At 59.0% G+C, this 26,243-nt stretch carries 22 protein-coding genes; 6 read left to right on the top strand and 16 right to left on the bottom strand.

Features of this window, described 5'->3' with window-relative positions:
• Position 1 precedes the first annotated feature (1 nt).
• The 4 genes from glmM to rlmE all read right to left on the bottom strand — a co-directional run bounded on the left by glmM (position 2) and on the right by rlmE (position 4,977).
• Positions 2–1,339, bottom strand: a complete 1,338-nt coding sequence (glmM, locus tag AC07S6_RS11750; RefSeq protein ID WP_003194195.1) for a phosphoglucosamine mutase — start codon at positions 1,337–1,339, stop codon at positions 2–4.
• Between the two features lie 16 nt (positions 1,340–1,355).
• Positions 1,356–2,207: a dihydropteroate synthase gene (gene folP, locus AC07S6_RS11745; RefSeq protein WP_034127005.1), complete on the bottom strand. Its 852-nt coding sequence runs from the start codon at positions 2,205–2,207 to the stop codon at positions 1,356–1,358.
• Between the two features lie 8 nt (positions 2,208–2,215).
• Positions 2,216–4,126, bottom strand: a complete 1,911-nt coding sequence (ftsH, locus tag AC07S6_RS11740) for an ATP-dependent zinc metalloprotease FtsH (protein WP_019817951.1) — start codon at positions 4,124–4,126, stop codon at positions 2,216–2,218.
• A 200-nt stretch (positions 4,127–4,326) separates the two neighbouring features.
• Positions 4,327–4,977 (bottom strand): 23S rRNA (uridine(2552)-2'-O)-methyltransferase RlmE, encoded by a 651-nt coding sequence (gene rlmE, locus AC07S6_RS11735; protein ID WP_014719954.1) that lies wholly within the window; start codon positions 4,975–4,977, stop codon positions 4,327–4,329.
• Between the two features lie 107 nt (positions 4,978–5,084).
• Between rlmE and AC07S6_RS11730 the strand changes: the two genes are divergently transcribed.
• The gene (locus AC07S6_RS11730) at positions 5,085–5,393 is read left to right on the top strand and encodes a YhbY family RNA-binding protein (protein ID WP_003176146.1); all 309 of its coding nucleotides are present in this window, start codon (positions 5,085–5,087) and stop codon (positions 5,391–5,393) included.
• Between the two features lie 9 nt (positions 5,394–5,402).
• Here AC07S6_RS11730 and AC07S6_RS11725 read toward each other — a convergent pair whose 3' ends face one another.
• From AC07S6_RS11725 to grpE, 8 genes are all read right to left on the bottom strand, one after another.
• Positions 5,403–5,807 carry a hypothetical protein gene (locus tag AC07S6_RS11725; RefSeq protein ID WP_060764103.1) on the bottom strand — a complete coding sequence of 135 codons (405 nt, stop codon included), beginning with the start codon at positions 5,805–5,807 and terminating at the stop codon, positions 5,403–5,405.
• Positions 5,808–5,835: 28 nt separating this feature from the next.
• Positions 5,836–6,312 carry a transcription elongation factor GreA gene (greA, locus tag AC07S6_RS11720; protein WP_032873232.1) on the bottom strand — a complete coding sequence of 159 codons (477 nt, stop codon included), beginning with the start codon at positions 6,310–6,312 and terminating at the stop codon, positions 5,836–5,838.
• A 2-nt stretch (positions 6,313–6,314) separates the two neighbouring features.
• Positions 6,315–9,536, bottom strand: a complete 3,222-nt coding sequence (gene carB, locus AC07S6_RS11715) for a carbamoyl-phosphate synthase large subunit (RefSeq protein WP_003194205.1) — start codon at positions 9,534–9,536, stop codon at positions 6,315–6,317.
• 105 nt (positions 9,537–9,641) lie between these two features.
• Positions 9,642–10,778, bottom strand: coding sequence for a glutamine-hydrolyzing carbamoyl-phosphate synthase small subunit (carA, locus tag AC07S6_RS11710; protein ID WP_003194208.1), 1,137 nt, complete (start codon positions 10,776–10,778; stop codon positions 9,642–9,644).
• 259 nt (positions 10,779–11,037) lie between these two features.
• Positions 11,038–11,844, bottom strand: a complete 807-nt coding sequence (gene dapB, locus AC07S6_RS11705; protein ID WP_014719957.1) for a 4-hydroxy-tetrahydrodipicolinate reductase — start codon at positions 11,842–11,844, stop codon at positions 11,038–11,040.
• Positions 11,845–11,854: 10 nt separating this feature from the next.
• Positions 11,855–12,979: a molecular chaperone DnaJ gene (gene dnaJ / locus AC07S6_RS11700; RefSeq protein WP_014719958.1), complete on the bottom strand. Its 1,125-nt coding sequence runs from the start codon at positions 12,977–12,979 to the stop codon at positions 11,855–11,857.
• A 316-nt stretch (positions 12,980–13,295) separates the two neighbouring features.
• Positions 13,296–15,212, bottom strand: a complete 1,917-nt coding sequence (gene dnaK, locus AC07S6_RS11695; RefSeq protein WP_495112357.1) for a molecular chaperone DnaK — start codon at positions 15,210–15,212, stop codon at positions 13,296–13,298.
• A gap of 102 nt (positions 15,213–15,314) precedes the next feature.
• Positions 15,315–15,875, bottom strand: coding sequence for a nucleotide exchange factor GrpE (gene grpE / locus AC07S6_RS11690; RefSeq protein ID WP_003194215.1), 561 nt, complete (start codon positions 15,873–15,875; stop codon positions 15,315–15,317).
• Positions 15,876–16,129: 254 nt separating this feature from the next.
• Here grpE and recN point away from each other — a divergent pair, with 254 nt between their 5' ends.
• Entirely contained in the window at positions 16,130–17,803 is a 1,674-nt protein-coding gene (recN, locus tag AC07S6_RS11685) for a DNA repair protein RecN (protein WP_191949025.1), read from the top strand.
• Positions 17,804–17,888: 85 nt separating this feature from the next.
• Here recN and fur read toward each other — a convergent pair whose 3' ends face one another.
• Entirely contained in the window at positions 17,889–18,293 is a 405-nt protein-coding gene (fur, locus tag AC07S6_RS11680; protein ID WP_003194220.1) for a ferric iron uptake transcriptional regulator, read from the bottom strand.
• Positions 18,294–18,391: 98 nt separating this feature from the next.
• Here fur and AC07S6_RS11675 point away from each other — a divergent pair, with 98 nt between their 5' ends.
• Entirely contained in the window at positions 18,392–18,919 is a 528-nt protein-coding gene (locus tag AC07S6_RS11675; protein WP_014719960.1) for an outer membrane protein assembly factor BamE, read from the top strand.
• A gap of 306 nt (positions 18,920–19,225) precedes the next feature.
• Here the strand turns inward: AC07S6_RS11675 and AC07S6_RS11670 are convergent, their stop codons facing one another.
• Positions 19,226–19,528 carry an RnfH family protein gene (locus tag AC07S6_RS11670; RefSeq protein WP_127881943.1) on the bottom strand — a complete coding sequence of 101 codons (303 nt, stop codon included), beginning with the start codon at positions 19,526–19,528 and terminating at the stop codon, positions 19,226–19,228.
• Positions 19,521–19,955, bottom strand: a complete 435-nt coding sequence (locus tag AC07S6_RS11665) for a type II toxin-antitoxin system RatA family toxin (RefSeq protein ID WP_003194226.1) — start codon at positions 19,953–19,955, stop codon at positions 19,521–19,523. Before AC07S6_RS11665 ends, AC07S6_RS11670 begins: the two co-directional genes overlap by 8 nt.
• A gap of 167 nt (positions 19,956–20,122) precedes the next feature.
• Between AC07S6_RS11665 and smpB the strand changes: the two genes are divergently transcribed.
• Entirely contained in the window at positions 20,123–20,605 is a 483-nt protein-coding gene (gene smpB / locus AC07S6_RS11660; protein ID WP_014719962.1) for an SsrA-binding protein SmpB, read from the top strand.
• 27 nt (positions 20,606–20,632) lie between these two features.
• Here smpB and AC07S6_RS11655 read toward each other — a convergent pair whose 3' ends face one another.
• Positions 20,633–21,400, bottom strand: coding sequence for an FCD domain-containing protein (locus tag AC07S6_RS11655; protein ID WP_014719963.1), 768 nt, complete (start codon positions 21,398–21,400; stop codon positions 20,633–20,635).
• A 251-nt stretch (positions 21,401–21,651) separates the two neighbouring features.
• Between AC07S6_RS11655 and AC07S6_RS11650 the strand changes: the two genes are divergently transcribed.
• Together AC07S6_RS11650 and AC07S6_RS11645 are read left to right on the top strand one after the other, a co-directional pair.
• Positions 21,652–23,346: a lactate permease LctP family transporter gene (locus tag AC07S6_RS11650; RefSeq protein WP_490616106.1), complete on the top strand. Its 1,695-nt coding sequence runs from the start codon at positions 21,652–21,654 to the stop codon at positions 23,344–23,346.
• A gap of 70 nt (positions 23,347–23,416) precedes the next feature.
• Positions 23,417–26,227 carry an FAD-binding and (Fe-S)-binding domain-containing protein gene (locus tag AC07S6_RS11645; RefSeq protein WP_495112356.1) on the top strand — a complete coding sequence of 937 codons (2,811 nt, stop codon included), beginning with the start codon at positions 23,417–23,419 and terminating at the stop codon, positions 26,225–26,227.
• The last annotated feature ends 16 nt before the right edge of the window (positions 26,228–26,243 follow it).

Here is a 26,243-nt window from a genome sequence, read left to right as displayed (position 1 = left end):
TTCAGGCGCAAACTTCAGTTACCAGTTTTGCCAGGTCTTCGGCATGGCCGCGAACCTGTGTTTCGTCCTCGCCTTCGACCATCACACGCACCAGCGGCTCTGTGCCGGACTTGCGCAGCAACACACGCCCGCGCCCCGCCATTGCCTGGGTCACGCGCTCGCAAGCCTCTTTGACAGCAGGGTGCTCGATGGGGTTTTCGCCACCGGCAAAACGCACATTGAGCAGCACTTGCGGGCACTTGCGCAGGGCTTGACGCGCCTGGGCCAGGCTCTCCTCGCGGCGACGCAGGGCCAACAGCACCTGTAGCGCGGCGATGATCGCGTCACCCGTGGTGGTGTGCTGGAAGCAGACCACGTGCCCGGAGTTCTCGCCGCCGACCAACCAGTTACGCTCCAGCAGCTCGGCGATCACGTAGCGGTCACCGACATTGGCGCGAATAAAGGGAATCCCCAGTTCTGCCAACGCCAATTCCAGCCCGAGATTACTCATCAGAGTGCCGACCACGCCACCTTGCAGCTTGTTACGCTCATGCAGGTCACGGGCAATGATGAACAACAGGTCATCACCATCCACGATCGTGCCAGTGTGATCCACCATCAGCACGCGGTCGCCATCGCCATCAAAAGCGATGCCCAGGTCCGCATGCTCAGCCAGCACAGCAGCCTGCAGTTGCTCCATGTGGGTGGAACCGCAGTTGTCGTTGATGTTCAAGCCGTTGGGCTGAGCCGACAGCACGGTAACCTGTGCGCCCAGTTCCTTGAAGACGCTCGGCGCCACCTTGTAGGTCGCCCCATGGGCGCAATCGACAACAATCTTCAAGCCTGCAAAATTGGTGCTGCTCGGGACGCTGCTTTTACAGAATTCGATATAGCGGCCTGACGCGTCGTTAATGCGCGACACCTTGCCCAGCTTGCTGGACTCGACCACCGTCATCGGCGCATCCAGCAGCTCTTCGATCATCAACTCGATCTCGTCAGGCAGCTTGGTGCCCTGCCCCGAGAAAAACTTGATGCCATTGTCATCATGAGGATTGTGGGAGGCGCTGATCACAATACCGGCTTCAGCGTGGAAGGTACGCGTCAGGTAAGCGATTGCCGGCGTGGGCATAGGCCCCAACAGCATCACATCGGCCCCGGCGGCGGACAATCCGGCCTCCAGCGCAGACTCAAACATGTAGCCCGAAATACGGGTGTCCTTGCCCACCAGGATGCGACATGCGCCCATGCTGCGGAACGCCATGCCTGCCGCCCAACCCAGTTTGAGCATGAAATCAGGGGTGATCGGGAATTCGCCGACCCGACCACGAATGCCGTCGGTGCCAAAATATTTTTTAGTCATAAGTACTCCATCATTCTTATTCGGCTGATTCTACAGCAGCGAGCATGCGCACCACATCGACCGTTTCGGCGACATCATGCACACGCAAAATACGTGCGCCCTTGGTCACGGCAAGCGCCGCAAGCGCCAGGCCGCCATACAGGCGTTCGCCGACGGGGCGATTCAAGGCGAGCCCTATCATGCTCTTGCGCGAAACGCCGACCAACAGCGGGCGACCAAGGGCGTGCAGCGCTTCCATGTGTTTGAACAGGCTTAGATTGTGCTGCAGGGTCTTGGCAAAGCCAAACCCCGGATCGAGGATGATCTGCTCAGGCGCAATACCCACAGCCACACACTTGGCAACCCTCTCAGCAAGAAACCCACCCACCTCGCCAACCAGGTCGTCGTAATGCGGATTGTCCTGCATGTTGCCGGGCTCACCCAACATATGCATCAGGCAGACGGGCAAGCCGGTCGCAGCGGCCGCATCAAGAGCACCGTCGCGCTGAAGCGAGCGCACGTCGTTGATCAACCCAGCCCCCAGACGCGCGGTTTCGCGCATCACTGCCGGGGTGGAGGTGTCTACCGAGATGATGACATCCAGCTCGCGGGCTATGCGCTCAACCACCGGTGCCACCCGCTCCAGCTCCTCCAATGGAGAAACAACGCGGGCGCCGGGGCGGGTCGATTCCCCACCCACATCAATCAGCGTCGCACCGGCAGCCACCATCGCCTCGGCATGGCGCAACGCGGCGTCCAACTGACTGAAGCGGCCACCATCGGAAAAGGAGTCAGGGGTTACATTGAGGATGCCCATGACATGCGTCCGGGCCAAATCAAGAACCCGGTTGCCGCAAGGCAACCGGGTAGAGGACAAAGCAGAAGTCATTTCAAACCTTAGTGATCAGCTGCCGGGCCGCCGATAGGCGTTTCAGGGCGCTCATTCTGCACCACAGGCGGAGTGCCCGAAGTACCCGAACCACCTTCCCAGTCGCGCGGCTCACGCGGCGTGCGGCCCGACATGATGTCGTCGATCTGGTCGGCATCGATGGTTTCGTACTTCATCAACGCATCAGCCATGGCATCCAGCTTGTCACGGTTGTCAGTGAGGATCTGCTTGGCAGTGCCGTAGCACTGGTCAATGATGCTGCGAACCTCGGAGTCGATCAGCTTGGCTGTCTCACCCGAGAAGCTGGCGCTTTGCCCACCGCCGCCACGGCCCAGGAACACTTCGCCTTCTTCTTCGGCGTACATCAATGGGCCGAGTTTTTCCGACAAGCCCCACTTGGTCACCATGTTTCGCGCAATCTGGCTCGCACGCATGATGTCGTTGGAGGCGCCAGTGGTCACACCGTCGAAGCCAAGGGTCATTTCCTCAGCAATACGGCCACCATACAGCGAGCAGATCTGGCTGATCAGCGCACGCTTGGAGAGGCTGTAGCGATCTTCTTCCGGCAGGAACATGGTCACACCCAGTGCCCGACCACGAGGAATGATCGACACTTTGTAGACGGGGTCATGCTCAGGCACAACGCGACCTACAATGGCGTGACCTGCCTCGTGATAAGCGGTGTTCTGTTTCTCTTTCTCGGACATGACCATGGATTTGCGCTCGGCGCCCATCATGATCTTGTCTTTCGCCAATTCGAACTCTTTCATCTCAACGATGCGCTTGCCAGTACGGGCAGCAAACAGCGAAGCCTCGTTCACCAGGTTTGCCAGGTCAGCACCGGAGAAACCGGGAGTACCACGGGCGATCACAGCCGGAGCCACGTCGTCGCCCATTGGCACCTTGCGCATGTGTACTTTCAGGATCTGCTCACGACCACGAATGTCCGGCAGGCCGACCACAACCTGACGGTCGAAACGGCCCGGACGCAGCAACGCAGGGTCGAGAACGTCGGGACGGTTGGTTGCGGCGATGACGATAATGCCGTCATTCATCTCGAAACCATCCATCTCTACCAGCAACTGGTTGAGGGTCTGCTCACGCTCATCGTGACCACCACCCATGCCCGCGCCACGATGGCGACCAACGGCATCGATTTCGTCGATGAAGATGATGCATGGCGCGTGTTTCTTGGCCTGCTCGAACATATCGCGAACACGGCTGGCGCCGACGCCGACAAACATCTCGACGAAGTCAGAACCGGAAATCGTGAAGAAAGGCACCTTGGCTTCGCCGGCAATCGCCTTGGCCAGCAAGGTTTTACCGGTACCCGGAGGCCCCACCATCAGCACACCGCGAGGAATACGGCCACCCAGGCGCTGGAACTTGCCCGGATCACGCAGGAACTCGACCAACTCACCGACTTCTTCCTTGGCTTCGTCGCAACCTGCGACGTCAGCCAGGGTGGTCTTCACCTGGTCTTCGGAGAGCAGGCGCGCCTTGCTTTTGCCGAAGCTCATCGGCCCGCCCTTGCCTCCCGCACCGCCTTGCATCTGGCGCATGAAGAACATGAACACGGCGATAATCACCAGGATCGGGAAGCTGGCCACCAGGAGTTGGGTCCAGATGCTTTGCTGTTCAGGCTGCTTGCCTTCCACAACGACCTTGTTATCCACCAGGTCACCGATGAGACCGTTGTCCTGAATGGCAGGACGAATGGTCTTGAAGCTGTCGCCATCGTTGCGCTTACCGGTAATCACGTAGCCATCAACCGCTACGCGCTCGACCTTGCCATCCTTAACTTGCTGGATGAAGTCGGAATAGTTGAGGGTCTGCGGCTCGTTAGGGCTGGAGAAGTTGTTCATCACCGTCACCAGGACAGCCGCGATGATCAACCACAGGATCAGATTCTTTGCCATATCGTTCAATTAACTACCCTCTGAAGCAAGCTCCGCTACTGGCGCGCGCTTCGCATGATATTCACCGGCCTAACTTACTACATTACCTACAACTCTGGCAGGCGCCGTCTGTAACCCTTTGTGAAACTTTGACTACGCAATATTCGTAAAGCTTCGTGACGAAAGCGATATAAAAAAACCTATCGCCCTCCTCGAATTTCTCAAAAACGCTCTTCGCTCGCAGCGCCTTCGACACCGCGGAAGCCACGGCACAGCAGATACTGCTCCCTGGACCGGTCACGGGATGAGTCCGGCTTGCGTGTCTGTACCTTGTCGAACAACTTGCGAATGTTCTTGTGGTACTCGTCGAAACCTTCGCCCTGGAAGACCTTCACCAGGAAATCGCCACCCGGACGCAACACCCGACCTGCCAGATCCAGCGCCAGTTCACACAGGAACATGGCACGCGGCATATCAACAGCCGGTAATCCACTCATATTGGGGGCCATGTCGGAAATCACAAGGTCTACCTGCGAATTTCCCACAGCCTCCAGGATCTCGGCCAATACCTTGTCCTCGGTGAAATCGCCGTGAACAAAGGTCACGTCCGGGATGCTGTCCATCTCGAGGATGTCCGAAGCGATCAATCGGCCTTGCCCACCAATCAGACGACTGGTCACCTGGGACCAGCCACCGGGGGCCGCGCCGAGATCGATAACGCTCATGCCTGGACGAATCAATTTGTCCTTGTCCTGGATCTCCAGCAACTTGTAGCTGGCCCGGGAACGGTAGCCGTCCTTTTGCGCCTTTTTGACGTAAGGATCATTGAAATGTTCTTGTAGCCACTTAAGGCTGGTTTTGGAACGGGCCACGGGCCACCTCGAAAAAATAAAACGGGTCGTGATTAACTGGGCGGTCCCGGACTCGCTCGGGTAAACTGGCCGCCGCTTTTTACAAGATCAGACGCAGGGGTCAGATTATGCCGCTCACTCAAGAGCAGAAGAAACAGTACAAATCCATTGGCCACCATCTGAAACCAGTTCTGATTGTGGCAGACAACGGTTTGACTGAGGGTGTGCTAGCCGAATTCGAGCGCGCACTGAACGATCACGAACTGATCAAGATCAAGGTCAACATCCTTGATCGCGAAGCGCGCCTGGCCGCCGTTGCAGAACTGTGCAAGGTCGGCAAAGCGGACCTGGTTCAGGTCATCGGCAAGATGGCGCTGCTGTATCGCAAGAACTTCAGCGTCAACAAGCAACTGTCGAACGTTCATCGCTTCAAATGATGAAAAGGGTCAAGGGCGTGCTTCGCGCGCCCCGCCACTCCATCCCGGCGCAGGCTGCGTAACCAGCACCAAGCCAGAGAACCCTAGCACAAGATAGCTGAACAACTGCCAGCGCAACGCTTGCGGCAGCCACACATGCACCATACAAAACATTGCGCATGCATACAGCGCCATCAACAGCAGTTGCCCGCGAATATCCCGCCACAAACTCTTCAAGCCTTCGGCCGTGATCAGCACCAACGCTTGAAGCATCACGCACGCCGCCGCAAAACCCACCAGCAGCGCACTCAGCAATCCGTCGATCTCATCGATCAGCAGCGGCGCCAAGCCAATCAGGCCCAACGCCGGCAACACGCCAATATGTAACAGCCATAGGCCGCCCACCCAAAGCATCTGAGAGAGCTGCCAAAGCATGGCGCCCGCACGCAGCGGGCGCCGTCTTTCAGATGTGACGAACTTCGACAATCTCGTACTCAATGACGCCGCTCGGCGTTTTCACGGCAACCACGTCGCCTTCTTCCTTGGCAATCAAGGCGCGAGCAATCGGCGAGCCGACAGAGATCTTGCCTTGCTTGAAGTCAGCCTCATCCTCACCCACGATCTGGTAAGTCACGCTTTCGTCGGTCTCGACGTTGGCGATTTCCACGGTCGTGCCGAAAATTACCTTGCCGGTATGCGGGATGGTGGTGACATCGATGATCACCGCATTCTGCATACGGCCTTCGATGTCACGAATCCGCGCCTCGACCATACCCTGCTGCTCGCGAGCAGCGTGGTATTCGGCGTTTTCCTTCAAGTCACCCAGCTCGCGGGCCGTACCGATGTCCTGGCTCAGCTTTGGACGTACGACCTTGGTCAGATGGGCGTGCTCCTCTTCCAGGGCGCGAGCGCCCTGAACGGTCATCGGGTATTTGGTTATGCTCATGCCTTCAATCCTGCGTGTAAATCCTGCAAGCGACGCACGGTCTTTTCCGGACCGAACTTCAGCGCTTCACAGATAGCTTCGCCAGCAGCAATGGTAGTGGTGCAGTAAATCTTGTGCTGCAAGGCATTACGACGAATGGAGTAGGAGTCCGCGATCGACTGGCGACCTTCGGTGGTGTTGATGATCAGAGTGACTTCGTCATTCTTGATCATGTCGACCACATGCGGACGGCCTTCCGTCACCTTGTTCACGCGACGTACTTTCAGGCCGGCAGCTTCGATCAGCTTGGCGGTCCCGGCGGTAGCCACGACTTCAAAGCCCAAGTTGATCAGATCGCGGGCGACCCCTGCAACCAGTGGCTTGTCGTCATCACGTACGCTGATAAACGCAGTACCGCCGGTCGGCAGCACTTCGCTGGCACCCATCTGGGCCTTGGCGAACGCTTCACCGAAGGTATCGCCCACACCCATCACTTCACCGGTGGACTTCATCTCTGGGCCCAGGATCGGGTCCACACCAGGGAATTTGGCGAACGGGAACACCGCCTCTTTCACACTGTAGAAGTTCGGAATGATTTCCTTGGTAAAGCCGATTTCCTTCAGGGTCTTACCAGCCATCACACGCGCAGCGATCATGGCCAGGGACACACCGATGCACTTGGACACGAACGGTACGGTACGCGAAGCACGCGGGTTGACTTCAATGACGTAGATGTCTTCGCCTTGCAGCGCCAACTGTACGTTCATCAGGCCGACCACACCCAGTTCCAGGGCCATCTTCTTGACCTGTTCGCGCATCTCGTCCTGGATGTGCGCCGGCAGCGAGTACGGCGGCAGGGAGCACGCGGAGTCACCGGAGTGAACGCCGGCCTGCTCGATGTGCTGCATGATGGCGCCGATCACTACGTCAGTACCGTCGCAGACCGCGTCCACGTCCATTTCGATGGCGCAGTTGAGGAAGTGGTCCAGCAGCACCGGGCTGTCGTTGGAGACTTTCACCGCATCACGCAGGTAGCGCTTGAGTTCTTCTTCTTCGTAGACGATTTCCATCGCCCGGCCGCCCAGTACGTAGGACGGACGCACCACCAGCGGGTAGCCGATCTTGCTGGCCGCGCGAATGGCTTCGTCTTCGCTGCGCACGGTGGCGTTCGGCGGCTGACGCAGGTTCAGGCGCTCAACCATCTGTTGGAAACGCTCACGGTCTTCGGCACGGTCGATTGCATCCGGGCTGGTACCGATGATCGGCACGCCAGCGGCTTCGAGGGCACGCGCCAGCTTCAGCGGGGTCTGGCCGCCGTACTGGACGATCACGCCTTTAGGCTTCTCGACGCGGCAGATTTCCAATACGTCTTCCAGCGTTACCGGCTCGAAGTACAGACGGTCGGAAGTGTCGTAGTCAGTGGAAACCGTTTCCGGGTTGCAGTTGACCATGATGGTCTCGTACCCGTCTTCGCGCAGGGCGAGGGCGGCGTGTACGCAGCAGTAGTCGAATTCGATGCCCTGGCCGATACGGTTCGGACCGCCACCCAGGATGATGATCTTGTCGCGGCCCGTCGGCGCGGCTTCGCACTCTTCCTCATAGGTGGAGTACATGTAGGCCGTGTCGGTGGCGAATTCTGCGGCGCAGGTGTCAACGCGCTTGTAGACCGGGAAGATATCCAGCTTGTGGCGATGAGTACGCAGGTTCTTCTCGGTCACACCCAGCAGCTTGGCCAGACGCTGGTCGGAGAAGCCTTTGCGCTTGAGGCGGAACATCAGGTCGCGGTCGATAGACGACAGACCCAGCGTCTTGACCTTCTCTTCTTCCTTGATCAGATCTTCGATCTGCACCAGGAACCACGGGTCGATCATGTTCATGCCGAAGATATCTTCGACGCTCAGGCCGGCACGGAAGGCGTCAGCCACGTACCAGATACGCTCGGCGCCCGGCACGGTCAGCTCGCGCTTGAGGATGCTCATGCTTTCCGGGTTGCTCAGGTCGAGCTTCTCGTCCAGGCCGCAAACACCGACTTCCAGGCCGCGCAGCGCTTTCTGCAGGGATTCCTGGAACGTGCGGCCGATGGCCATGACTTCACCGACCGACTTCATCTGGGTGGTCAGGCGCGCATCCGCCTTGGCGAATTTCTCGAAGGCAAAGCGCGGCAGCTTGGTCACGACGTAGTCGATAGACGGTTCGAAAGACGCCGGCATAGCGCCGCCGGTGATTTCGTTTTGCAGCTCGTCCAAGGTGTAGCCGATAGCCAGCTTGGCAGCGATACGCGCAATCGGGAAGCCGGTCGCTTTCGAGGCCAGCGCCGAAGAACGCGATACACGCGGGTTCATCTCGATCACGACCATGCGGCCGGTGTCCGGGCAGATGCCGAACTGGACGTTGGAACCGCCGGTTTCAACGCCGATCTCGCGCAATACCGCCAAGGAGGCGTTACGCAGGATCTGGTATTCCTTGTCGGTCAGGGTCTGTGCTGGTGCCACGGTGATCGAGTCACCGGTGTGCACGCCCATCGGGTCGAAGTTTTCGATGGAGCAGACGATGATGCAGTTGTCCTTCTTATCGCGGACAACCTCCATCTCATATTCTTTCCAGCCGATCAGCGATTCGTCGATCAGCAGCTCTTTGGTCGGCGACAGGTCCAGGCCACGCGCGCAGATTTCTTCGAACTCTTCACGGTTGTAAGCAATACCACCGCCGGTGCCGCCCATGGTGAAGGACGGACGGATGATGCACGGGAAGCCCAGGGTCTCGAGGACCGCATTGGCCTCTTCCATGCTGTGGGCGATACCGGAACGTGGGCACGCCAGGCCGATGGACTTCATGGCCTTGTCGAAACGCGAACGGTCTTCAGCCTTGTCGATGGTGTCGGCATTGGCACCGATCATCTCTACGCCGAACTTTTCCAGGACGCCTTCGCGCTCCAGGTCCAAGGCGCAGTTCAGAGCGGTCTGGCCACCCATGGTCGGCAGCAGCGCGTCCGGACGCTCTTTTTCGATGATCTTGGCAACGGTCTGCCACTTGATCGGCTCGATGTAGGTGGCGTCGGCCATGGCCGGGTCGGTCATGATGGTGGCCGGGTTGGAGTTCACCAGGATGACGCGGTAGCCCTCCTCGCGCAGGGCTTTACAGGCCTGGGCGCCGGAGTAGTCGAATTCGCAGGCCTGGCCGATCACGATCGGGCCAGCGCCAAGAATCAGGATGCTTTTTATGTCTGTACGTTTTGGCATGGGTTTGTCACTCAAATCCGCAGGTCAGTCGGCAAGCCGTCTTGAACAATCTTTGAAGAGCCTGCGGGGGCCACCGCAATCCGGGGCCGCCCGCAGGCCACTCAGTCAGCGTCGCTTGGCCATCTCATTGATGAAACGGTCGAACAGCGGCGCTACGTCGTTCGGGCCCGGGCTGGCTTCAGGGTGGCCCTGGAAGCTGAACGCGCTCTTGTCGGTGCGCTCGATGCCTTGCAGGGAGCCGTCGAACAGCGACTTGTGAATGGCGCGCACGTTGCTCGGCAGGGAGGCTTCATCCACCGCAAAACCGTGGTTCTGGCTGGTGATCATCACAACGCCGGTGTCCAGGTCTTGTACCGGGTGGTTGGCACCGTGGTGGCCGTGGCCCATTTTCAGGGTCTTGGCGCCGGAGGCCAAAGCCAGCAACTGGTGACCAAGGCAGATGCCGAACACCGGAATCTCGGTCTCCAGCACGTCCTTGATGGCCTGGATAGCGTAGTCGCATGGCTCAGGGTCACCCGGGCCGTTGGACAGGAACACACCGTCCGGCTGCATCGCGAGCACATCGCTGGCAGGGGTTTGCGCGGGCACCACGGTCACACGGCAACCGCGCTCGACCAGCATGCGCAGGATGTTGTACTTGACGCCGTAGTCATAGGCGACCACGTGGTAGGGCAGATCGGCAGCCTCGATAGTCGCGTGGCTGTCAGTCTTCAGATCCCATACGGTGGAACGCCACTCGTACTTCTCTTTGACGCTGACGACTTTCGCCAGGTCCATGCCCTTCAGGCCAGGGAAGCCTTGCGCTGCGGCAATCGCCGCCTCTTCGGAAATATTGTCACCGACCATGATGCAGCCGTTCTGCGAGCCTTTTTCACGCAGGATGCGCGTGAGGCGGCGCGTATCGATACCGGCGATCGCCACAACGTTGTTGGCTTTCAGGTAATCGGACAGCGACATCGTGTTACGCCAGTTGCTCGCAACCAGTGGCAGGTCACGAATTACCAGGCCCGCCGACCAGACACGATCAGACTCGACATCTTCCGGCGTAGTGCCGGTGTTGCCGATGTGCGGATAGGTCAGGGTAACGATCTGTTGGGCGTAGGAAGGATCGGTAAGGATTTCCTGATAGCCGGTCATGGCAGTGTTAAACACCACCTCTCCAACGGTCTGACCGTCGGCTCCAATGGCTTCGCCGCGAAAAATGCTGCCATCAGCAAGGGCGAGTATGGCTGGCTTAGTCAAGAAGACCTCCCGTAAATAAAGCCTGAAAGGGCGATCGCAGGTTGTAAAAAAGCGGAGTGACGTATGGACACGTCACCCCGCTTCTTCACTGAATTATTCTGCGCGCTTTTAGTGGACACACTAAAGCTGTAGCTTACAGAAAAAGGCTTTTTTGGTCCACCGCTAATGAGCCTTAAAGGCAGGGGAATGCGACAGGACGTCGCCTAGCGGGTAAAAACGGGGCCACAGGATAATCCTGAGCCCCCGTTTTAGCTACTGGTTAGTGCAAATCCAGCACGTCACGCATGTCGTACAGGCCCGGCTCGCGGCCGTCCAACCAAAGCGCAGCACGCACCGCGCCCTTGGCGAAAGTCATGCGGCTGGAGGCTTTGTGCGTGATCTCCAGGCGCTCGCCTTCGGTGGCGAACAGCACGGTGTGATCGCCAACCACATCACCACCGCGCACGGTTGCAAAACCGATGGTGTCGCGTGCGCGCTCACCGGTGTGGCCTTCACGCCCGTATACCGCCACTTTCGACAAATCGCGGCCTAGCGCATCGGCAATAGCTTCACCCATGCGCAACGCAGTGCCCGACGGAGCGTCGATCTTGTGACGGTGATGAGTCTCGATAATCTCGATATCAGCCTCATCACCCAGCACGCGCGCCGCCAGGTCCAGCAATTTCAGCGACAGGTTTACGCCCACGCTGAAATTGGCAGCGAAGACGATCGGAATATCCTTGCCCGCCTCCACCAGCAACTGTTTCTGCTCGGCGCTCAAACCGGTGGTACCGATCACCATAGCCTTGCCCGCCTTACGGCAGAAGGCCAGATTTTTCAGCATCACTTCCGGCAGGGTGAAGTCGATCAGCACGTCGAACTCGTCAGCCACCTGCTCGAGGTTGCCAGACAGCGAAACACCGATGCGACCCAATGAGGCCAACTCACCTGCGTCCGCGCCGATCAACGTACTGCCTGGGCGAACAATCGCCGCCGTCAGCCCGGAGGCCGGCGAGCGCTGCTGCACCGCCTCGACCAGCGTCTTGCCCATGCGCCCGGCAGCGCCCATTACGGCTATACGTCGCATATTCAGATCCTTACAGGTCGCCGAAGAAGCGTTTTACACCGTCGAAGAAGCCCGTAGTCTTCGGCGAGTGGGAGTCATCGCCTTCCAGCGAGCTGCGGAACTCTTCCAGCAGTTCACGCTGACGACGATTCAGGTTCACCGGGGTTTCCACTGCCACACGGCACATCAGGTCGCCAGCACCGCCACCGCGCACGGGCGCAACGCCCTTGCCACGAATGCGGAACTGCTTGCCGGTTTGAGTCCCCTCGGGAATCTTGAGCTTGACCCGACCATCCAGCGTCGGAATCTCCAGCTCGCCACCCAGGGCCGCATCAACAAAGCTGATCGGCACTTCGCAGAACAAGTGCTTGCCGTCACGCTGGAAGATCGAGTGCTCGCGCACATTGATCACCACGTACAGGTCGCCCGTAGGGCCACCCTGGGCACCCGCCTCGCCTTCGCCCGACAGTCGAATACGATCACCGGTATCCACACCCGCCGGCACTTTCACAGACAGCGTTTTGTACTCTTCGACGCGGCCTTCGCCGTGGCAGGAGTCGCACGGATCGGAAATGATCTTGCCCTGGCCATGGCAACGCGGGCAGGTTTGCTGCACCGAGAAGAAGCCCTGCTGCATGCGTACCTGCCCGATACCGCCGCAGGTCGGGCACGTGATCGGCGAGGAGCCTTTCTTCGCACCCGAGCCGTCGCACGGCTTGCAGTTGACCAGCGTCGGCACACGGATATTGACACTGGTGCCGCGCACGGCTTCTTCCAGGTTCAGTTCCAGGGTGTAACGCAGGTCGCTGCCGCGCTGAGGGCCGCCACGCTGACCGCCACGGCCACCGCCGAAGAAGTCGCTGAATACGTCGCCGAAAATATCGGAGAAGTTCTGGCCACCAAAACCGGCACCGCCGCCGCCCATGCTCGGGTCGACGCCAGCATGGCCATATTGGTCGTAGGCCGCACGCTTATTGGGATCACACAGGCATTCGTAGGCCTCGTTGGCCTCTTTGAACATCTCTTCGGATTCTTTGTTATCCGGATTACGGTCCGGGTGGTGCTTCATCGCCAGGCGACGGTAGGCTTTTTTCAGCTCCGCCTCGCTGGCGCCACGCTCCACACCCAATACTTCGTAATAGTCACGCTTTGCCATAAGTCTTTGCACTCTTAAGGACGTTCGACCTGGCCCTCCTGAACCCTGCCAAACTCGTTGAGCCCCAATACAGGCCCGGACCCAACTCACGTCAATTCAACGATCCTGGTCATTACTGCTTTCAGCCAGGGAGCCGGCCAAAAACGCGGTGACTGTCATTCGGAAAGCAGGAGCATTCCCGTTCACACCGCCAGCATCCAAGCGTTGTCGCATGCTGTAAAAATTCGCATACCCCAGACACGCCAACGCGGGAGCAAGCTCCCGCGCGGCGACATCCTACCAGTCACCGCTTGTGCGCGGTCAACCGGGCGACAACTTACTTGTTGTCTTTAACTTCTTCGAACTCAGCATCGACAACATCGTCGTGCTTGGCTTCAGGCTCGGCTTGTTGCGCAGCGCCGTCAGCCGGCTGGCCTTGCTCGGCGTACATTTTCTGAGCAACTGGCGCGGAGACTTTCGACAGCTCCTCAACCTTGGCTTCGATGGCAGCCTTGTCGTCGCCTTTAATGGCGGCTTCCAGGGCAACCACTGCCGCTTCGATTGCGGTTTTCTCTTCGTCGGTCACTTTGTCGCCAGCATCAGCGATCATTTTGCGCGTCGAGTGAACCAGCGCGTCACCCTGGTTACGGGCGCCTGCCAACTCTTCGAACTTCTTGTCCGCTTCAGCATTGGTTTCAGCATCACGGATCATCTGTTGAATTTCTTCATCAGACAGGCCGGAGCTGGCCTTGATGGTGATCTTCTGCTCTTTGCCGGTGGCCTTGTCTTTCGCGCCGACGTGCAGGATGCCGTTGGCGTCGATGTCGAAGGTCACTTCGATTTGTGGCACGCCACGTGGTGCTGGTGGAATCTCAGCCAGGTCGAACTTGCCCAGGGACTTGTTCTGTGCGGCTTGCTTACGCTCGCCCTGCAGCACGTGGATCGTCACGGCGCCCTGGTTGTCATCGGCAGTCGAGAACACCTGGGATTTCTTGGTAGGAATCGTGGTGTTTTTCTCGATCAGCGCAGTCATCACGCCCCCCATGGTTTCGATACCCAGGGTCAGCGGGCTTACGTCCAGCAGCAGCACGTCTTTCACATCACCGGCCAGTACGGCCCCCTGGATGGCAGCACCCATGGCAACGGCTTCGTCCGGGTTCACGTCTTTACGGGCTTCTTTGCCGAAGAACTCGGTAACCAGCTTCTGAACCAGTGGCATACGGGTCTGACCGCCCACCAGGATCACGTCGTTGATCGAGCCAACGTCGATACCGGAGTCTTTCAGCGCGATGCGGCAAGGTTCGATGGTGCGCTGAACCAGGTCTTCAACCAATGCTTCGAGCTTGGAACGCGAGATCTTCACGTTCAAGTGCTTAGGACCGGTAGCGTCTGCAGTGATGTACGGCAGGTTCACGTCAGTCGACTGAGCGGAAGACAGCTCGATCTTGGCTTTTTCAGCGGCTTCTTTCAGGCGCTGCATGGCCAGCGGGTCACCCTTGAGGTTCATGCCGCTTTCTTTCTTGAATTCGTCAACGAGGTAGTCGATCAGACGAATGTCAAAGTCTTCACCACCCAGGAAGGTGTCACCGTTGGTGGCCAACACTTCGAACTGGTGCTCGCCGTCAACTTCTGCGATCTCGATCACGGAGACGTCGAACGTACCGCCACCCAGGTCGTAAACGATCACGGTGTGGTCGCCCTTGGCCTTGTCCATACCGTAAGCCAGCGCGGCTGCGGTTGGTTCGTTGATGATACGTTTTACATCCAGGCCCGCGATGCGGCCGGCGTCTTTGGTGGCCTGACGCTGGCTGTCGTTAAAGTAGGCAGGAACGGTGATCACCGCTTCAGTCACTGCTTCACCGAGGTAGTCTTCGGCGGTCTTCTTCATCTTTTTCAAGATTTCAGCCGAGATTTGCGGCGGCGACATTTTCTGGCCGTTCACTTCAACCCAGGCGTCACCGTTGTCGGCCTTGGCGATTTTGTAAGGCACCATCTTGATGTCTTTCTGTACGACTTCTTCGTCGAACTTACGACCAATCAGACGCTTTACCGCGTACAGGGTGTTGTGCGGGTTGGTCACCGCCTGACGCTTGGCCGATTGACCGACGAGGATTTCACCGTCGTTGGCGTAAGCGATGATCGACGGAGTGGTACGTGCGCCTTCGGCGTTTTCAATAACTTTTGCAACGCCGTTTTCCAGCACGGAGACGCAGGAGTTGGTGGTCCCCAGGTCGATACCGATAATTTTGCCCATGATTTACTCTCCCGAAACTTGAATTTGGTTGCCGCAGCAGTTTTGGCTAACTGCGGTAGCACTTAAACGCTTGACTTATAAATGGGGGCCTTGCGGCGAATTTCAAGCCTGCTCATCAATAGAAGGTGCAACGGGTGCAGGAGCCTTGCTCACCACCACCATTGCCGGACGCATCAGGCGACCGTTGAGCTGGTAACCCTTCTGGAACACCTTGATCACGCTATTGGGTTCCAGGTCATGGCTTTCTTGCATGGCCATGGCTTGGTGATGTTCAGCATTGAACGGCTCGCCGGCTTGCGGATCGATAGCTTCCAACTGATAACGCTTCAGGGTGTCCTGGAACATTTTCAGGGTCAGCTCGATGCCTTCACGCATTGGGCGGATGTTTTCATCGTCCGGGTTGGACAACTCAAGACCACGCTCCAGGCTGTCGATGATCGGCAGCAGGTCACCGGCGAATTTTTCCAGCGCGAACTTATGAGCCTTCTCTACATCCTGCTCGGCACGGCGGCGGACGTTCTGCAGATCGGCGGCAACACGCAACGATTGATCCTGCGCAGCGGCCAATTGCTCTTCGAGCACTTGCACACGAGTCGCCAGTTCATCACCGGCAGCCGAATTGGCGTCTGGAGTTTGCGTATCCTGCGTCTGTTCGTCAGCCATAGATTTCTCCTTTCAAAATCATGCGCGAACTCAACTCGCGCTTCTGCTCCGGTATATGGGGCCACAATTTTCAGGTTCAAGGGCGCAGGCGTTACCAAAAGTCTTTCGATTGACCTGGATCATTTCCTTCACGCTCATTCCACATCGCGCTAAAAAAATTAACGACTCAAGCAAATCGAGCTAAGTGCCAGGATTGTCAGGCCCGAGCAAAACACTGTATAAATAACCAGACCTAAAGCCTGGGAGCGGCCGTCATGCTCGTGCACCTGTCTGTACATAACTACGCCATCGTTGAACATCTGGATCTTGAACTGGATCGCGGGATGAGCGTAATCACAGGCGAAACCGGCGCCGGCAAGTCGATCATGCTCGACGCCCTCGGCCTGACGCTTGGCGACCGCGCCGACAGTGGCGTGGTACGCCCTGGCTCCGACAAGGCCGACATCCTGGCCACCTTCGACCTGGCGGACATCCCCGAAGCCGAGGCATGGCTGGCCGAGCGCGACCTTAATAATGAAGGCCCCTGCATTCTGCGCCGGGTGATCACCGCCGAGGGGCGCTCGCGCGGCTATATCAACGGCACGCCTTGCCCTCTGGGCGACTTGAAATCCCTGGGCGAATTGCTGATCGATATCCACAGTCAGCACGAACACCAATCCCTGTTGAAAACCGATACCCACCGTCGCCTGCTCGATGAGTACGCCGGCGCCACCGATCTTTCCCGGCAAGTTCAACTGGCCGCCCAACGCTGGCGCCAGACACGCCAGGAACTGGAACGCCTCTCCAACTCCGGCGACGAACAACGCGCCCGCCACCAGTTGCTCAGCTATCAACTGGAAGAGCTCGAGAGTCTGGGCCTGGGTGAGACAGAGCTGGAGCAACTTGAGCAGGAACACAAGAACCTGACCAACGCCGAGACCCTGCTGGGTATCTGCCGCCAGGTCGTCGAGCAATGTAGTGAGAGCGACTCCGGCAACGTCCTTAATGCACTGACCGCCAGCCTCAACCGCCTGTCCAGTGTGAACAATGCTTCCGGCTCACTGAGCGAAGCGACCACCCTGCTGACCAGCGCACAGATCCAGGTCGAGGAAGCCGTGGGCGAACTCAATCGTTTCCTGGACCATTTCGACGCCGACCCAGCTCGCCTGCAGGAAATAGAAGAACGCCTGGACACTATTTATACACTGGCTCGCAAGCATCGAATCCAGCCGACAGAAGTCGCAACCATGCAGCAGAAACTGCTGGATGAAATCGAAACACTCAACGCGAACGACGAATCTATCGAACGACTGGGCGAAGAGCTCGCTTCGTTTGCCCGTCATTATCAGGAAAAAGCCCGGGAGCTGAGCGCACTGCGCCAGCAGGCAGCTACTAGCCTGGCAAGCGCCGTTGAGCTGGAAATCCAACGCCTGGGCATGCCAGGCGGGCGCTTCACCATCGAGCTGCATCCCAACGCCAGTCAAGAATTGCAGCCCCATGGGCTGGAGCACGTCGAACTGCTGGTGAGTGCCAACCCCGGCCAACCGCTCAAGGCCCTGGCCAAAGTGGCCTCCGGCGGCGAACTCTCGCGGATCAGCCTGGCGATCCAAGTGATTACCGCCCAGACCTCACGGGTACCCACCCTGGTATTCGATGAAGTGGATGTGGGCATTGGCGGGCCGACCGCAGAAATTGTTGGCCAATTGCTGCGTCGCCTGGGGGATCGCGGCCAAGTGCTTACGGTGACCCACTTGCCGCAAGTGGCAGCCCAAGGGCATCAGCACCTGTTTGTGCATAAGGTGCGCGGTAGTGACGCGACACACACCGCCGTCTCCAAGCTGAACAAGTCGGAACGGGTGGAAGAAGTGGCGCGGATGCTCGGCGGTATCGACTTGACCAAGGAGTCCTTGGCTCACGCGAAAAAAATGGTGGTGGCCGCGAAGGCCTGAAGCGATATTTTCCACTCTATAGAAAGCACGAAGGCGACCCGAGGGTCGCCTTCAATCGTTTCGCAAAGCAAAACTGCGTCGATTTTTACTTTTTCTTACGGATGTACAACACGAGATTATGGTCGACCAAATCGAACCCATGCTCTTCAGCAATTTTGTGCTGCAGCGCTTCGATTTCAGGGCTGGTGAACTCGATAACCTCATTGGTATCCAGATCAACCATGTGGTCATGGTGACCACCGTCAGCCAATTCAAACACCGCATGACCGCCGTCGAAATTATGACGAACCACCAGCCCTGCGGCTTCAAACTGGGTCAGTACACGGTAGACCGTGGCCAGGCCGACGTCCTCGTTAGACTCCATCAGCGCCTTGTAAACATCTTCGGCACTCATGTGGCGCTGCTCAGCAGAATCGAGCATTTGTAGAATCTTGACTCGTGGCAGAGTCACTTTGAGACCGGCTTTGCGTAGTTCGCTATTTTCAACCATGGTTAGCTTTCTCGCGGATGCTGCTTCGCAGCTTCTCTTAATACGGGTATGATCGGCGTTTACGTTGTCCCAGCCAAGATAGTGGAAGTCGCCCACCGATGCAAAACACCAAGCTCTTGCTAACCAGTTTCACCTTTGTGGGACTGCTCGCACTCGCCGGTTGTTCATTCCCCGGGGTTTACAAAATCGACATCCAGCAGGGCAATGTCGTCACGCAGGACATGATAGACCAGTTACGCCCGGGAATGACCCGACGGCAAGTACGGTTTATCATGGGTAATCCCCTGCTGACCGACACTTTCCATGCCGATCGCTGGGATTATCTCTACAGCCTGCAGCCTGGTGGCGGTGAACGCCAGCAGGAGCGCGTCAGTGTCATCTTCAATGGCAATGACCAGCTCGTGAGCCTGTCCGGCGACTTCATGCCCGGCGTAAGCCGCGATGAAGCCTTGCTGGGCAAGGACAGCGGCACCAACGTGACCGCACCTACGCAGGAAGCTGAAAAACCAAAATCCGAGGTACCGGCCAAGCCTGGTTCGTTGCTGGACACCATCCAGAAAGACATCGACAACGTGGAAACCGTGCCCGTCCCGACGCCTGAGCCTCTGGACACCAGCCCGCAATAATTTTGCGCTCGATAAAAAGCCCGGCATGCCGGGCTTTTTGTTGCCTGCCATTTACATAGGCATCTCTACATAACCTTGGTGCGACGCTGAACCTGTGGGAGCTGGCTTGCCTGCGAAAGCGATCTGACAGTCAACCAGGATCCTGGATCAGATCGAGAACATACCCGTTATCGGGACCGCCCCTTCCACATTTGGATCGTGGGCATCAGGTAGATATGCGCCGGCTATCGGGACGTCATCGCAGGCAAGCCAGCTCCCACAGTTGGATCGCGGCGCTCCAGATAGCTAGGCTGCCATTTGGCAAGCTCAAGAATTCGCTTGCCTGGCCAATGCCGCCTTGGCCGCGCGTAGCCTGCGCACCTCTTTAGGGTCGGCCAGCAAAGGCCGGTAGATCTCAATACGGTCGCCCGCTTGTACGCAACGCGCCCCGGCATCCACGACAACCTTGCCAAATATACCCAGCGGGCAATCAGCCAGATCAACGTCAGGAAAATGCGCCGCTATTCCCGACGCCCGCACCGCCTCGCGCAAACTAGTGCCTTCAGCCACCTTTACCCCCAGCAACACTTGGCGATCCTCAGCGGCGAACACCACCTCAATCTCAACCATGCAGTTGCTTGGCGCGCTGACAGAACGCGTCCACCAGGGTATTGGCGGCCTGATTGAACAAAGGCCCCAACGTCGCACGAACAATCGGCCCGGCATAATCAAACGAAAGATCCAGGCTGATCTTGCAGGCCTTGTCCGTCAGCGCCTTGAACACCCACACACCGTGCAGTTGGGTGAACGGCCCTTCCTGCAGGTTCATTTCGATGGATTGGCCCGGCACCAGCACATTGCGCGTCACAAAATGCTGGCTGAGGCCGCCCTTGGCCACCCCCACACTGGCAACCATGTGCTCGTCACTGCTCTCCAGAACCTCGGCCGTCGAGCACCAAGGCAGAAACTCCGGGTAACGCGCCACGTCGTTGACCAGGTCATAGAGCGCCTGCGCCGGGTAGGGCAACAGGGCCGAACGTTGAATATGCGTCGTCATGTGAGCGTTACTTCCACTGCTTAAGGCAAACATCGCGAAAGAACAGCCCAATCCGCGAGAGAAAAAAACCAAAGAACTGCCCGCATTGTCCGGGATTCGTCCAACTCGCTCAAGCACACAGGTTGACCGTAGCCGACACGCTCGCAACTCCCTATAATGCCGCCCCTATGGCTAAACAAAAGAAACACCCCACAGGGACCATCGCGCAAAATAAAAAAGCGCGACACGATTACTTCATCGAACATCGGTTCGAGGCTGGTCTGGTCCTGGCCGGCTGGGAAGTAAAAAGTCTGCGTGCCAGCAAACTGCAGCTGGTCGACAGTTATGTGCTGCTCAAGGATGGCGAGGCATGGCTGCTTGGCAGTCATATCACTCCGCTGACCACCGCGAGCACCCACGTGATTGCCGACCCGGTGCGTACGCGCAAGTTGTTGCTCAATGCCCGCGAGCTCGAAAAACTCGCCGCAGCCGTGCAGCAAAAAGGCTACGCGTGTGTCTGCTTGTCCTGGTACTGGAGCAAGCACCTGGTCAAATGCGAGATCGCATTGGGCAAGGGCAAGAAGGAATACGACAAGCGCGACACCGAACGCGAGCGCGATTCCAATCGCGAACTGCATCGCGCCGTGCGCAACAAGGGCAAGGAAGAATAATCCTTGTGACGGTGTAGCCCAGGCGGGCTACATCCCTTTGCGTCGCTCCGCCCGAGCCACGCGTTGAACCTCCTGACGCACCTCCTCCAACACCTCCTGCACATACAGCAGATGCCGTGTCGAGACTTCGCGCGCCTGCTCGGCCCGCCCCTCGATGATGGCCAGGTACAAGTCCCGGTGCTGATTGATCAGCATGTCGCGGGTCTCAGTACGCTGCTGGTACATGCCACCAATATTCGTCACTACGTTACGCTTGAGCAGGTCGAACAGCCCGCGAATGGTGTGCAGCAACACGGCGTTATGACTGGCTTCGGCAATCGCCAAGTGAAACCTTGCATCCGCAGCGCCCTCCTCCACTCGGCTCACCTCGTCGGCGCGCGCATAGCAATCCTGCAACGCTTCAAACGCTGCGGTCAGCCGTTCACGGTCAACTTCCGTGGCGCGTAACGCCGCGTAATAAGCACACGAAGCCTCAAGGGTCTGGCGAAACTCCAGCAGATCGCGCTGCGCTTCGGGATTGCTTTCCAACAAGTGCAGCAGCGGATCGCTGAAGGTCGAACCCAGGGAGTCCACCACATAGTTGCCGCCTCCCTGGCGGCTGACCAGCAACCCCTTGGCCGCCAGTTTCTGAATCGCCTCACGCAACGACGGGCGCGACACACCAAAGCGCTCGGCTAACGCGCGCTCGGCCGGCAAGCGCTCGCCCGACTTCAGCGTGCCCTCGAGAATCATCCCCTCAAGCTGCTCGACAATATCGTCAGACAAACGGCGCTGACGCACCTGATCAAACCCCATAACTCACTCTCCGCCATCCCGACCACTCGCCGGGGCCCCTATTCTGGCCTATCGACGTGCCGGCAGCACCTATCAGAACGCCTTCAATTTCGCCGATCAGAACACCCCGCCTCCCGACCTACGACCAAAGTTTCGCAGGCGGCAAATTGACACACCCCTGCCCAGGCTCTTAATCTAGCCCACAGCGACTGTAAATTGGTATTACCAATTAACCAAGCTCACCAAACAACAACAATCAGGGGCCACCCCATATGCAAACCTGGCAACAGCTTTACAGCCCACTCGGCAGCCTCGGCCTGTCCGCACTGGCCGCCGTCATTCCTATCGTATTCTTCTTCCTGGCGCTGGCCGTGTTCCGCCTCAAAGGCCATTTGGCCGGCAGCATCACCCTGGCCCTGTCGATACTGGTCGCCATTTTCGCCTTCCAGATGCCGGTAGACATGGCGCTGGCCGCAGCCGGTTACGGTTTTGCCTACGGCCTGTGGCCGATCGCCTGGATCATCGTCGCGGCTGTATTCCTGTACAAATTGACGGTCAAGAGCGGCCAGTTCGAGATCATCCGCAGCTCCGTTTTGTCGATCACCGACGACCAGCGCTTGCAGGTGTTATTGATCGGTTTTTGCTTTGGCGCCTTCCTCGAAGGTGCGGCCGGTTTCGGCGCGCCCGTGGCGATCACCGCCGCGCTGCTGGTAGGCCTGGGTTTCAACCCGCTGTACGCCGCCGGCCTGTGCCTGATTGCCAATACCGCGCCCGTGGCTTTCGGCGCATTGGGCATTCCGATCATTGTCGCCGGCCAGGTCACCGGTATTGATGCGTTCAAGATTGGCGCCATGACCGGCCGCCAACTGCCGCTGCTGTCGCTGTTCGTGCCGTTCTGGCTGGTGTTCATGATGGACGGCCTGCGCGGCGTTCGCGAAACCTGGCCGGCAGCCCTGGTGGCGGGCTTGAGCTTTGCCGTCACCCAATATTTCACCTCGAATTTCATTGGCCCAGAGCTGCCGGACATCACCTCGGCACTCGCCAGCCTGATTGCCCTGACACTGTTCCTGAAAGTCTGGCAACCCAAGCGCACCGCAGGCGCACAAATTGCCGGCGCCACCTCCAGCGTGGCGGTCACCTCCAGCGCCGGCGGCTTCGGCTTGCCCCGCAACACCGTGGTTTCGCCTTACAGCCTGGGGCAAATTTTCAAGGCGTGGTCGCCGTTCCTGATCCTCACCGTACTGGTGACCATCTGGACCCTCAAACCCTTCAAGGCCCTGTTCGCCGCGGGCGGTTCGATGTACGGCTGGGTGTTCAATTTCGCGATCCCGCACCTGGATCAACTGGTGGTTAAAGTCGCGCCCATCGTGACCAACCCCACCGCCATCCCGGCCGTTTTCAAGCTGGACCCGATTTCGGCCACCGGTACTGCAATCTTCTTCTCGGCACTGGTCTCCATGCTGGTGTTGAAAATCGACGTCAAAACTGGTCTTACCACTTTAAAAGAGACCTTCTTTGAGCTGCGCTGGCCGATCCTGTCCATCGGCATGGTGCTGGCATTCGCCTTCGTCACCAACTACTCCGGCATGTCCTCGACCATGGCCCTGGTTCTGGCCGGCACCGGTGCTGCCTTCCCGTTCTTCTCGCCATTCCTTGGTTGGCTGGGAGTTTTCCTGACAGGCTCCGATACCTCATCCAACGCCCTGTTCAGCTCATTGCAAGCCACTACCGCGCACCAGATCGGCGTCAACGACACCCTGCTGGTAGCCGCGAACACCAGCGGTGGCGTGACCGGCAAAATGATCTCGCCGCAATCGATCGCCGTGGCCTGCGCCGCCACCGGCCTGGTGGGCAAGGAATCCGACCTGTTCCGCTTTACCCTCAAGCACAGCCTGTTTTTTGCCACCATCGTCGGGCTGATCACCTTGGCGCAGGCGTACTGGTTCACCGGTATGCTGGTGCACTGAGACCTGCACGTAATAGGGTAAGAATCGACGCCGGGGCACCCTTCCGGCGTCTGCTATTTCTGGAGGACCGATGAGCCTGCCTGCTGCTTTCCTGAGCGACGTCGCACAACTGATCCCGCAAGATCGTCGCTTCGACGATCCACTTTCCACCCTCGCCTTCGGCACCGACGCCAGTTTCTACCGACTGGTCCCACAGCTGGTGATCCGCGTGGAGTCAGAAGACGAAGTGGTAACCCTGCTGCAACTGGCCCAGCGCGACCGCGTACCGGTGACCTTCCGTGCCGCAGGCACCAGCCTCTCGGGCCAGGCCATCAGCGACTCGGTGCTGATCGTGCTGGGTGATAACTGGAATCACCGCGAAATTCGCGGGCAAGGCACCCAGATCCGCCTGCAACCGGGTGTGATCGGCGCCCAGGCCAACGCCTGGCTCGCACCGTTCGGGCGCAAGATCGGCCCGGACCCTGCGTCCATCAATGCTTGCAAGATCGGCGGTATCGTCGCCAACAACGCCAGTGGCATGTGCTGCGGCACGGCGCAAAACACCTACCACACCCTGGCGGGCATCCGCCTGGTGCTGGCCGATGGCAGCCGCCTGGACACCGAAGATGCCGCCAGCGTGCAAGCCTTCCGCCAGTCACATAGCGCACTGCTTGAACGCCTGGCCCTGTTAGGTCGTGAAACACGGGCAAATACTGAGCTGGCGGCGAAGATCCGCCACAAATACCGCCTGAAAAATACCACCGGCCTGTCACTCAATGCCTTGGTGGATTTCGATGACCCGCTGGACATCCTCAGCCACCTGCTGGTCGGCTCCGAGGGCACCCTGGGATTTATCAGTGCGGTCACCTACGACACCGTGATCGATCACCCAAACAAAGCCTCGGCGCTGATCGTCTTCCCGGACGTCGAAACCTGCTGCAACGCCGTCACCGTGCTGAAAACCCAGCCAGTCTCCGCCGTTGAACTGCTGGACCGACGCAGCATGCGCTCGGTGCAGGACAAACCGGGCATGCCTGCTTTCGTACAGCACCTATCGGAAAACGCCTGCGCACTGCTGATCGAATCCCGCGCCGCTTCGTCATCACTGCTGCACGAACAACTGACGCGCATCATGGCGTCCCTGGCGGCGTTTCCCGTGGAGAAACAAGTCGACTTCACCGAAGACCCATTGGAAAACGCCCGCCTGTGGGCAATCCGCAAAGACACCTTCCCCGCCGTAGGCGCCGTACGCAAAACCGGCACCACCGTGATCATCGAAGACGTGACCTTCCCGGTCGAACAACTGGCGATTGGCGTGAACCGCTTGATCGCACTGTTCGACAAACATCACTACGACGAAGCCATCCTTTTCGGACATGCCCTGGAAGGCAATCTGCACTTTGTGTTCACTCAAGGCTTCAACAGCAGCGAAGAAGTCGCACGCTATCAAGCATTCATGGACGACGTCGCGCAACTGGTGGCCGTGGAGTTCGGTGGCTCACTGAAGGCTGAACACGGCACCGGCCGCAATATGGCCCCTTTCGTCGAACTGGAATGGGGCAGCGACGCGTATCAACTGATGTGGCAGCTCAAGCGTCTGCTCGACCCTAACGGCATCCTCAACCCGGATGTGGTGCTCAGCGAAGACCCGCAGATCCACCTCAAGCACCTCAAGCCATTGCCCGCCGCCGATGAGCTTGTGGATAAGTGCATCGAATGCGGGTTCTGCGAACCGGTGTGCCCTTCAAAAGGCCTGACCCTGAGCCCGCGCCAGCGCATCGTGATCTGGCGCGATATCCAGGCCAAAAAACGCGCAGGCGTGGACACCACCGAACTGGAAGCGGCCTACCACTACCAGGGCATCGACACCTGCGCCGCCACCGGCTTATGCGCGCAACGCTGCCCTGTAGGCATCAATACCGGCGATCTGGTAAAAAAACTGCGCAGCCGCGAGGCCGACCGTACGAAAACCGCCGACTGGCTTGCCAGCCATTTCGCCACCGCGCTGCAAGGTGCGCGCTTTACCCTGCACGTCGCCAACGGTGCGCGCATGCTGCTGGGTGCTCCACGGCTGACTAGGCTCTCGAGCACGCTGACCAAGCTGTCCAAAGGGCAAATACCGCAGTGGACCAACGCCATGCCACAGCCCGAAAAAGCCATCCGCTTCAGCCCGGCAGTGACGGACGCGCGCCCACGCGTGGTTTACCTGGCCGCCTGCGTCTCCCGCGCCATGGGCCCGGCAGCCGGCGATAAAGAGCAAATGTCGCTGTACGACAAAACCCGCCAACTGCTGGAAAAAGCCGGCTACCAGGTAGTCTTCCCCGACAATCAGGACAGCCTCTGCTGCGGCCAACCCTTCGCCTCCAAAGGCTACGCCGAGCAGGCCGAACACAAGCGCCAGGAACTGATCGGCGCCCTGCTCCACGCCAGCCGCGGCGGCCTCGACCCGATCTACTGCGACACCAGCCCCTGCACCCTCCGCCTGGTGCAAGAGCTGGAAGAAACGCGCCTGGACCTCTACGACCCGGTGCGCTTTATCCGCACCCACCTGATGGACCGCCTCGACTTCACGCCCCAGGAAGCCCCCATCGCCGTGCACGTCACCTGCAGCACCCAACACCTGGGCGAGAGCCAGGCCCTGATCGAACTGGCGCGACGCTGCGCAAAAACCGTGGTGATCCCAGAAGGCATTCATTGCTGCGGCTTTGCCGGCGACAAAGGCTTCACCACCCCGGAACTCAACGCCCACGCCCTGCGCTCCCTCAAGGACGCCGTGCAATATTGCAGCGAAGGCATCTCCACCAGCCGCACCTGCGAGATCGGCCTGAGCCAGCATGGCGGCATCGACTACCACGGCCTGGTCTACCTGGTAGACCGCGTCACCCGCGCCCGCGCCCACTGACCCGGCAAAAAAACCG

It is taken from the genome of Pseudomonas sp. GW821-FHT07B01 (genome assembly GCF_059419065.1).
The sequence above is the reverse complement of the archived record's forward strand: the minus strand, read 5'-3'. Positions and strand labels throughout refer to the sequence as shown.

Excerpts from the sequence above, each read along its gene's own strand:
- AC07S6_RS11655 (WP_014719963.1), bottom strand. The coding sequence starts at position 21,400 with ATGGGGTTTGATCAGGTGCGTCAGCGCCGTTTGTCTGACGATATTGTC.
- dnaJ (WP_014719958.1), bottom strand. The coding sequence starts at position 12,979 with ATGGCAAAGCGTGACTATTACGAAGTATTGGGTGTGGAGCGTGGCGCC.
- grpE (WP_003194215.1), bottom strand. The coding sequence starts at position 15,875 with ATGGCTGACGAACAGACGCAGGATACGCAAACTCCAGACGCCAATTCG.
- folP (WP_034127005.1), bottom strand. The coding sequence starts at position 2,207 with ATGACTTCTGCTTTGTCCTCTACCCGGTTGCCTTGCGGCAACCGGGTT.
- dnaK (WP_495112357.1), bottom strand. The coding sequence starts at position 15,212 with ATGGGCAAAATTATCGGTATCGACCTGGGGACCACCAACTCCTGCGTC.
- AC07S6_RS11730 (WP_003176146.1), top strand. The coding sequence starts at position 5,085 with ATGCCGCTCACTCAAGAGCAGAAGAAACAGTACAAATCCATTGGCCAC.
- glmM (WP_003194195.1), bottom strand. The coding sequence starts at position 1,339 with ATGACTAAAAAATATTTTGGCACCGACGGCATTCGTGGTCGGGTCGGC.
- AC07S6_RS11650 (WP_490616106.1), top strand. The coding sequence starts at position 21,652 with ATGCAAACCTGGCAACAGCTTTACAGCCCACTCGGCAGCCTCGGCCTG.
- fur (WP_003194220.1), bottom strand. The coding sequence starts at position 18,293 with ATGGTTGAAAATAGCGAACTACGCAAAGCCGGTCTCAAAGTGACTCTG.
- AC07S6_RS11645 (WP_495112356.1), top strand. The coding sequence starts at position 23,417 with ATGAGCCTGCCTGCTGCTTTCCTGAGCGACGTCGCACAACTGATCCCG.
- AC07S6_RS11665 (WP_003194226.1), bottom strand. The coding sequence starts at position 19,955 with ATGACGACGCATATTCAACGTTCGGCCCTGTTGCCCTACCCGGCGCAG.
- AC07S6_RS11725 (WP_060764103.1), bottom strand. The coding sequence starts at position 5,807 with ATGCTTTGGCAGCTCTCTCAGATGCTTTGGGTGGGCGGCCTATGGCTG.
- dapB (WP_014719957.1), bottom strand. The coding sequence starts at position 11,844 with ATGCGACGTATAGCCGTAATGGGCGCTGCCGGGCGCATGGGCAAGACG.
- AC07S6_RS11675 (WP_014719960.1), top strand. The coding sequence starts at position 18,392 with ATGCAAAACACCAAGCTCTTGCTAACCAGTTTCACCTTTGTGGGACTG.
- recN (WP_191949025.1), top strand. The coding sequence starts at position 16,130 with ATGCTCGTGCACCTGTCTGTACATAACTACGCCATCGTTGAACATCTG.
- ftsH (WP_019817951.1), bottom strand. The coding sequence starts at position 4,126 with ATGGCAAAGAATCTGATCCTGTGGTTGATCATCGCGGCTGTCCTGGTG.
- smpB (WP_014719962.1), top strand. The coding sequence starts at position 20,123 with ATGGCTAAACAAAAGAAACACCCCACAGGGACCATCGCGCAAAATAAA.
- carB (WP_003194205.1), bottom strand. The coding sequence starts at position 9,536 with ATGCCAAAACGTACAGACATAAAAAGCATCCTGATTCTTGGCGCTGGC.
- AC07S6_RS11670 (WP_127881943.1), bottom strand. The coding sequence starts at position 19,528 with ATGGTTGAGATTGAGGTGGTGTTCGCCGCTGAGGATCGCCAAGTGTTG.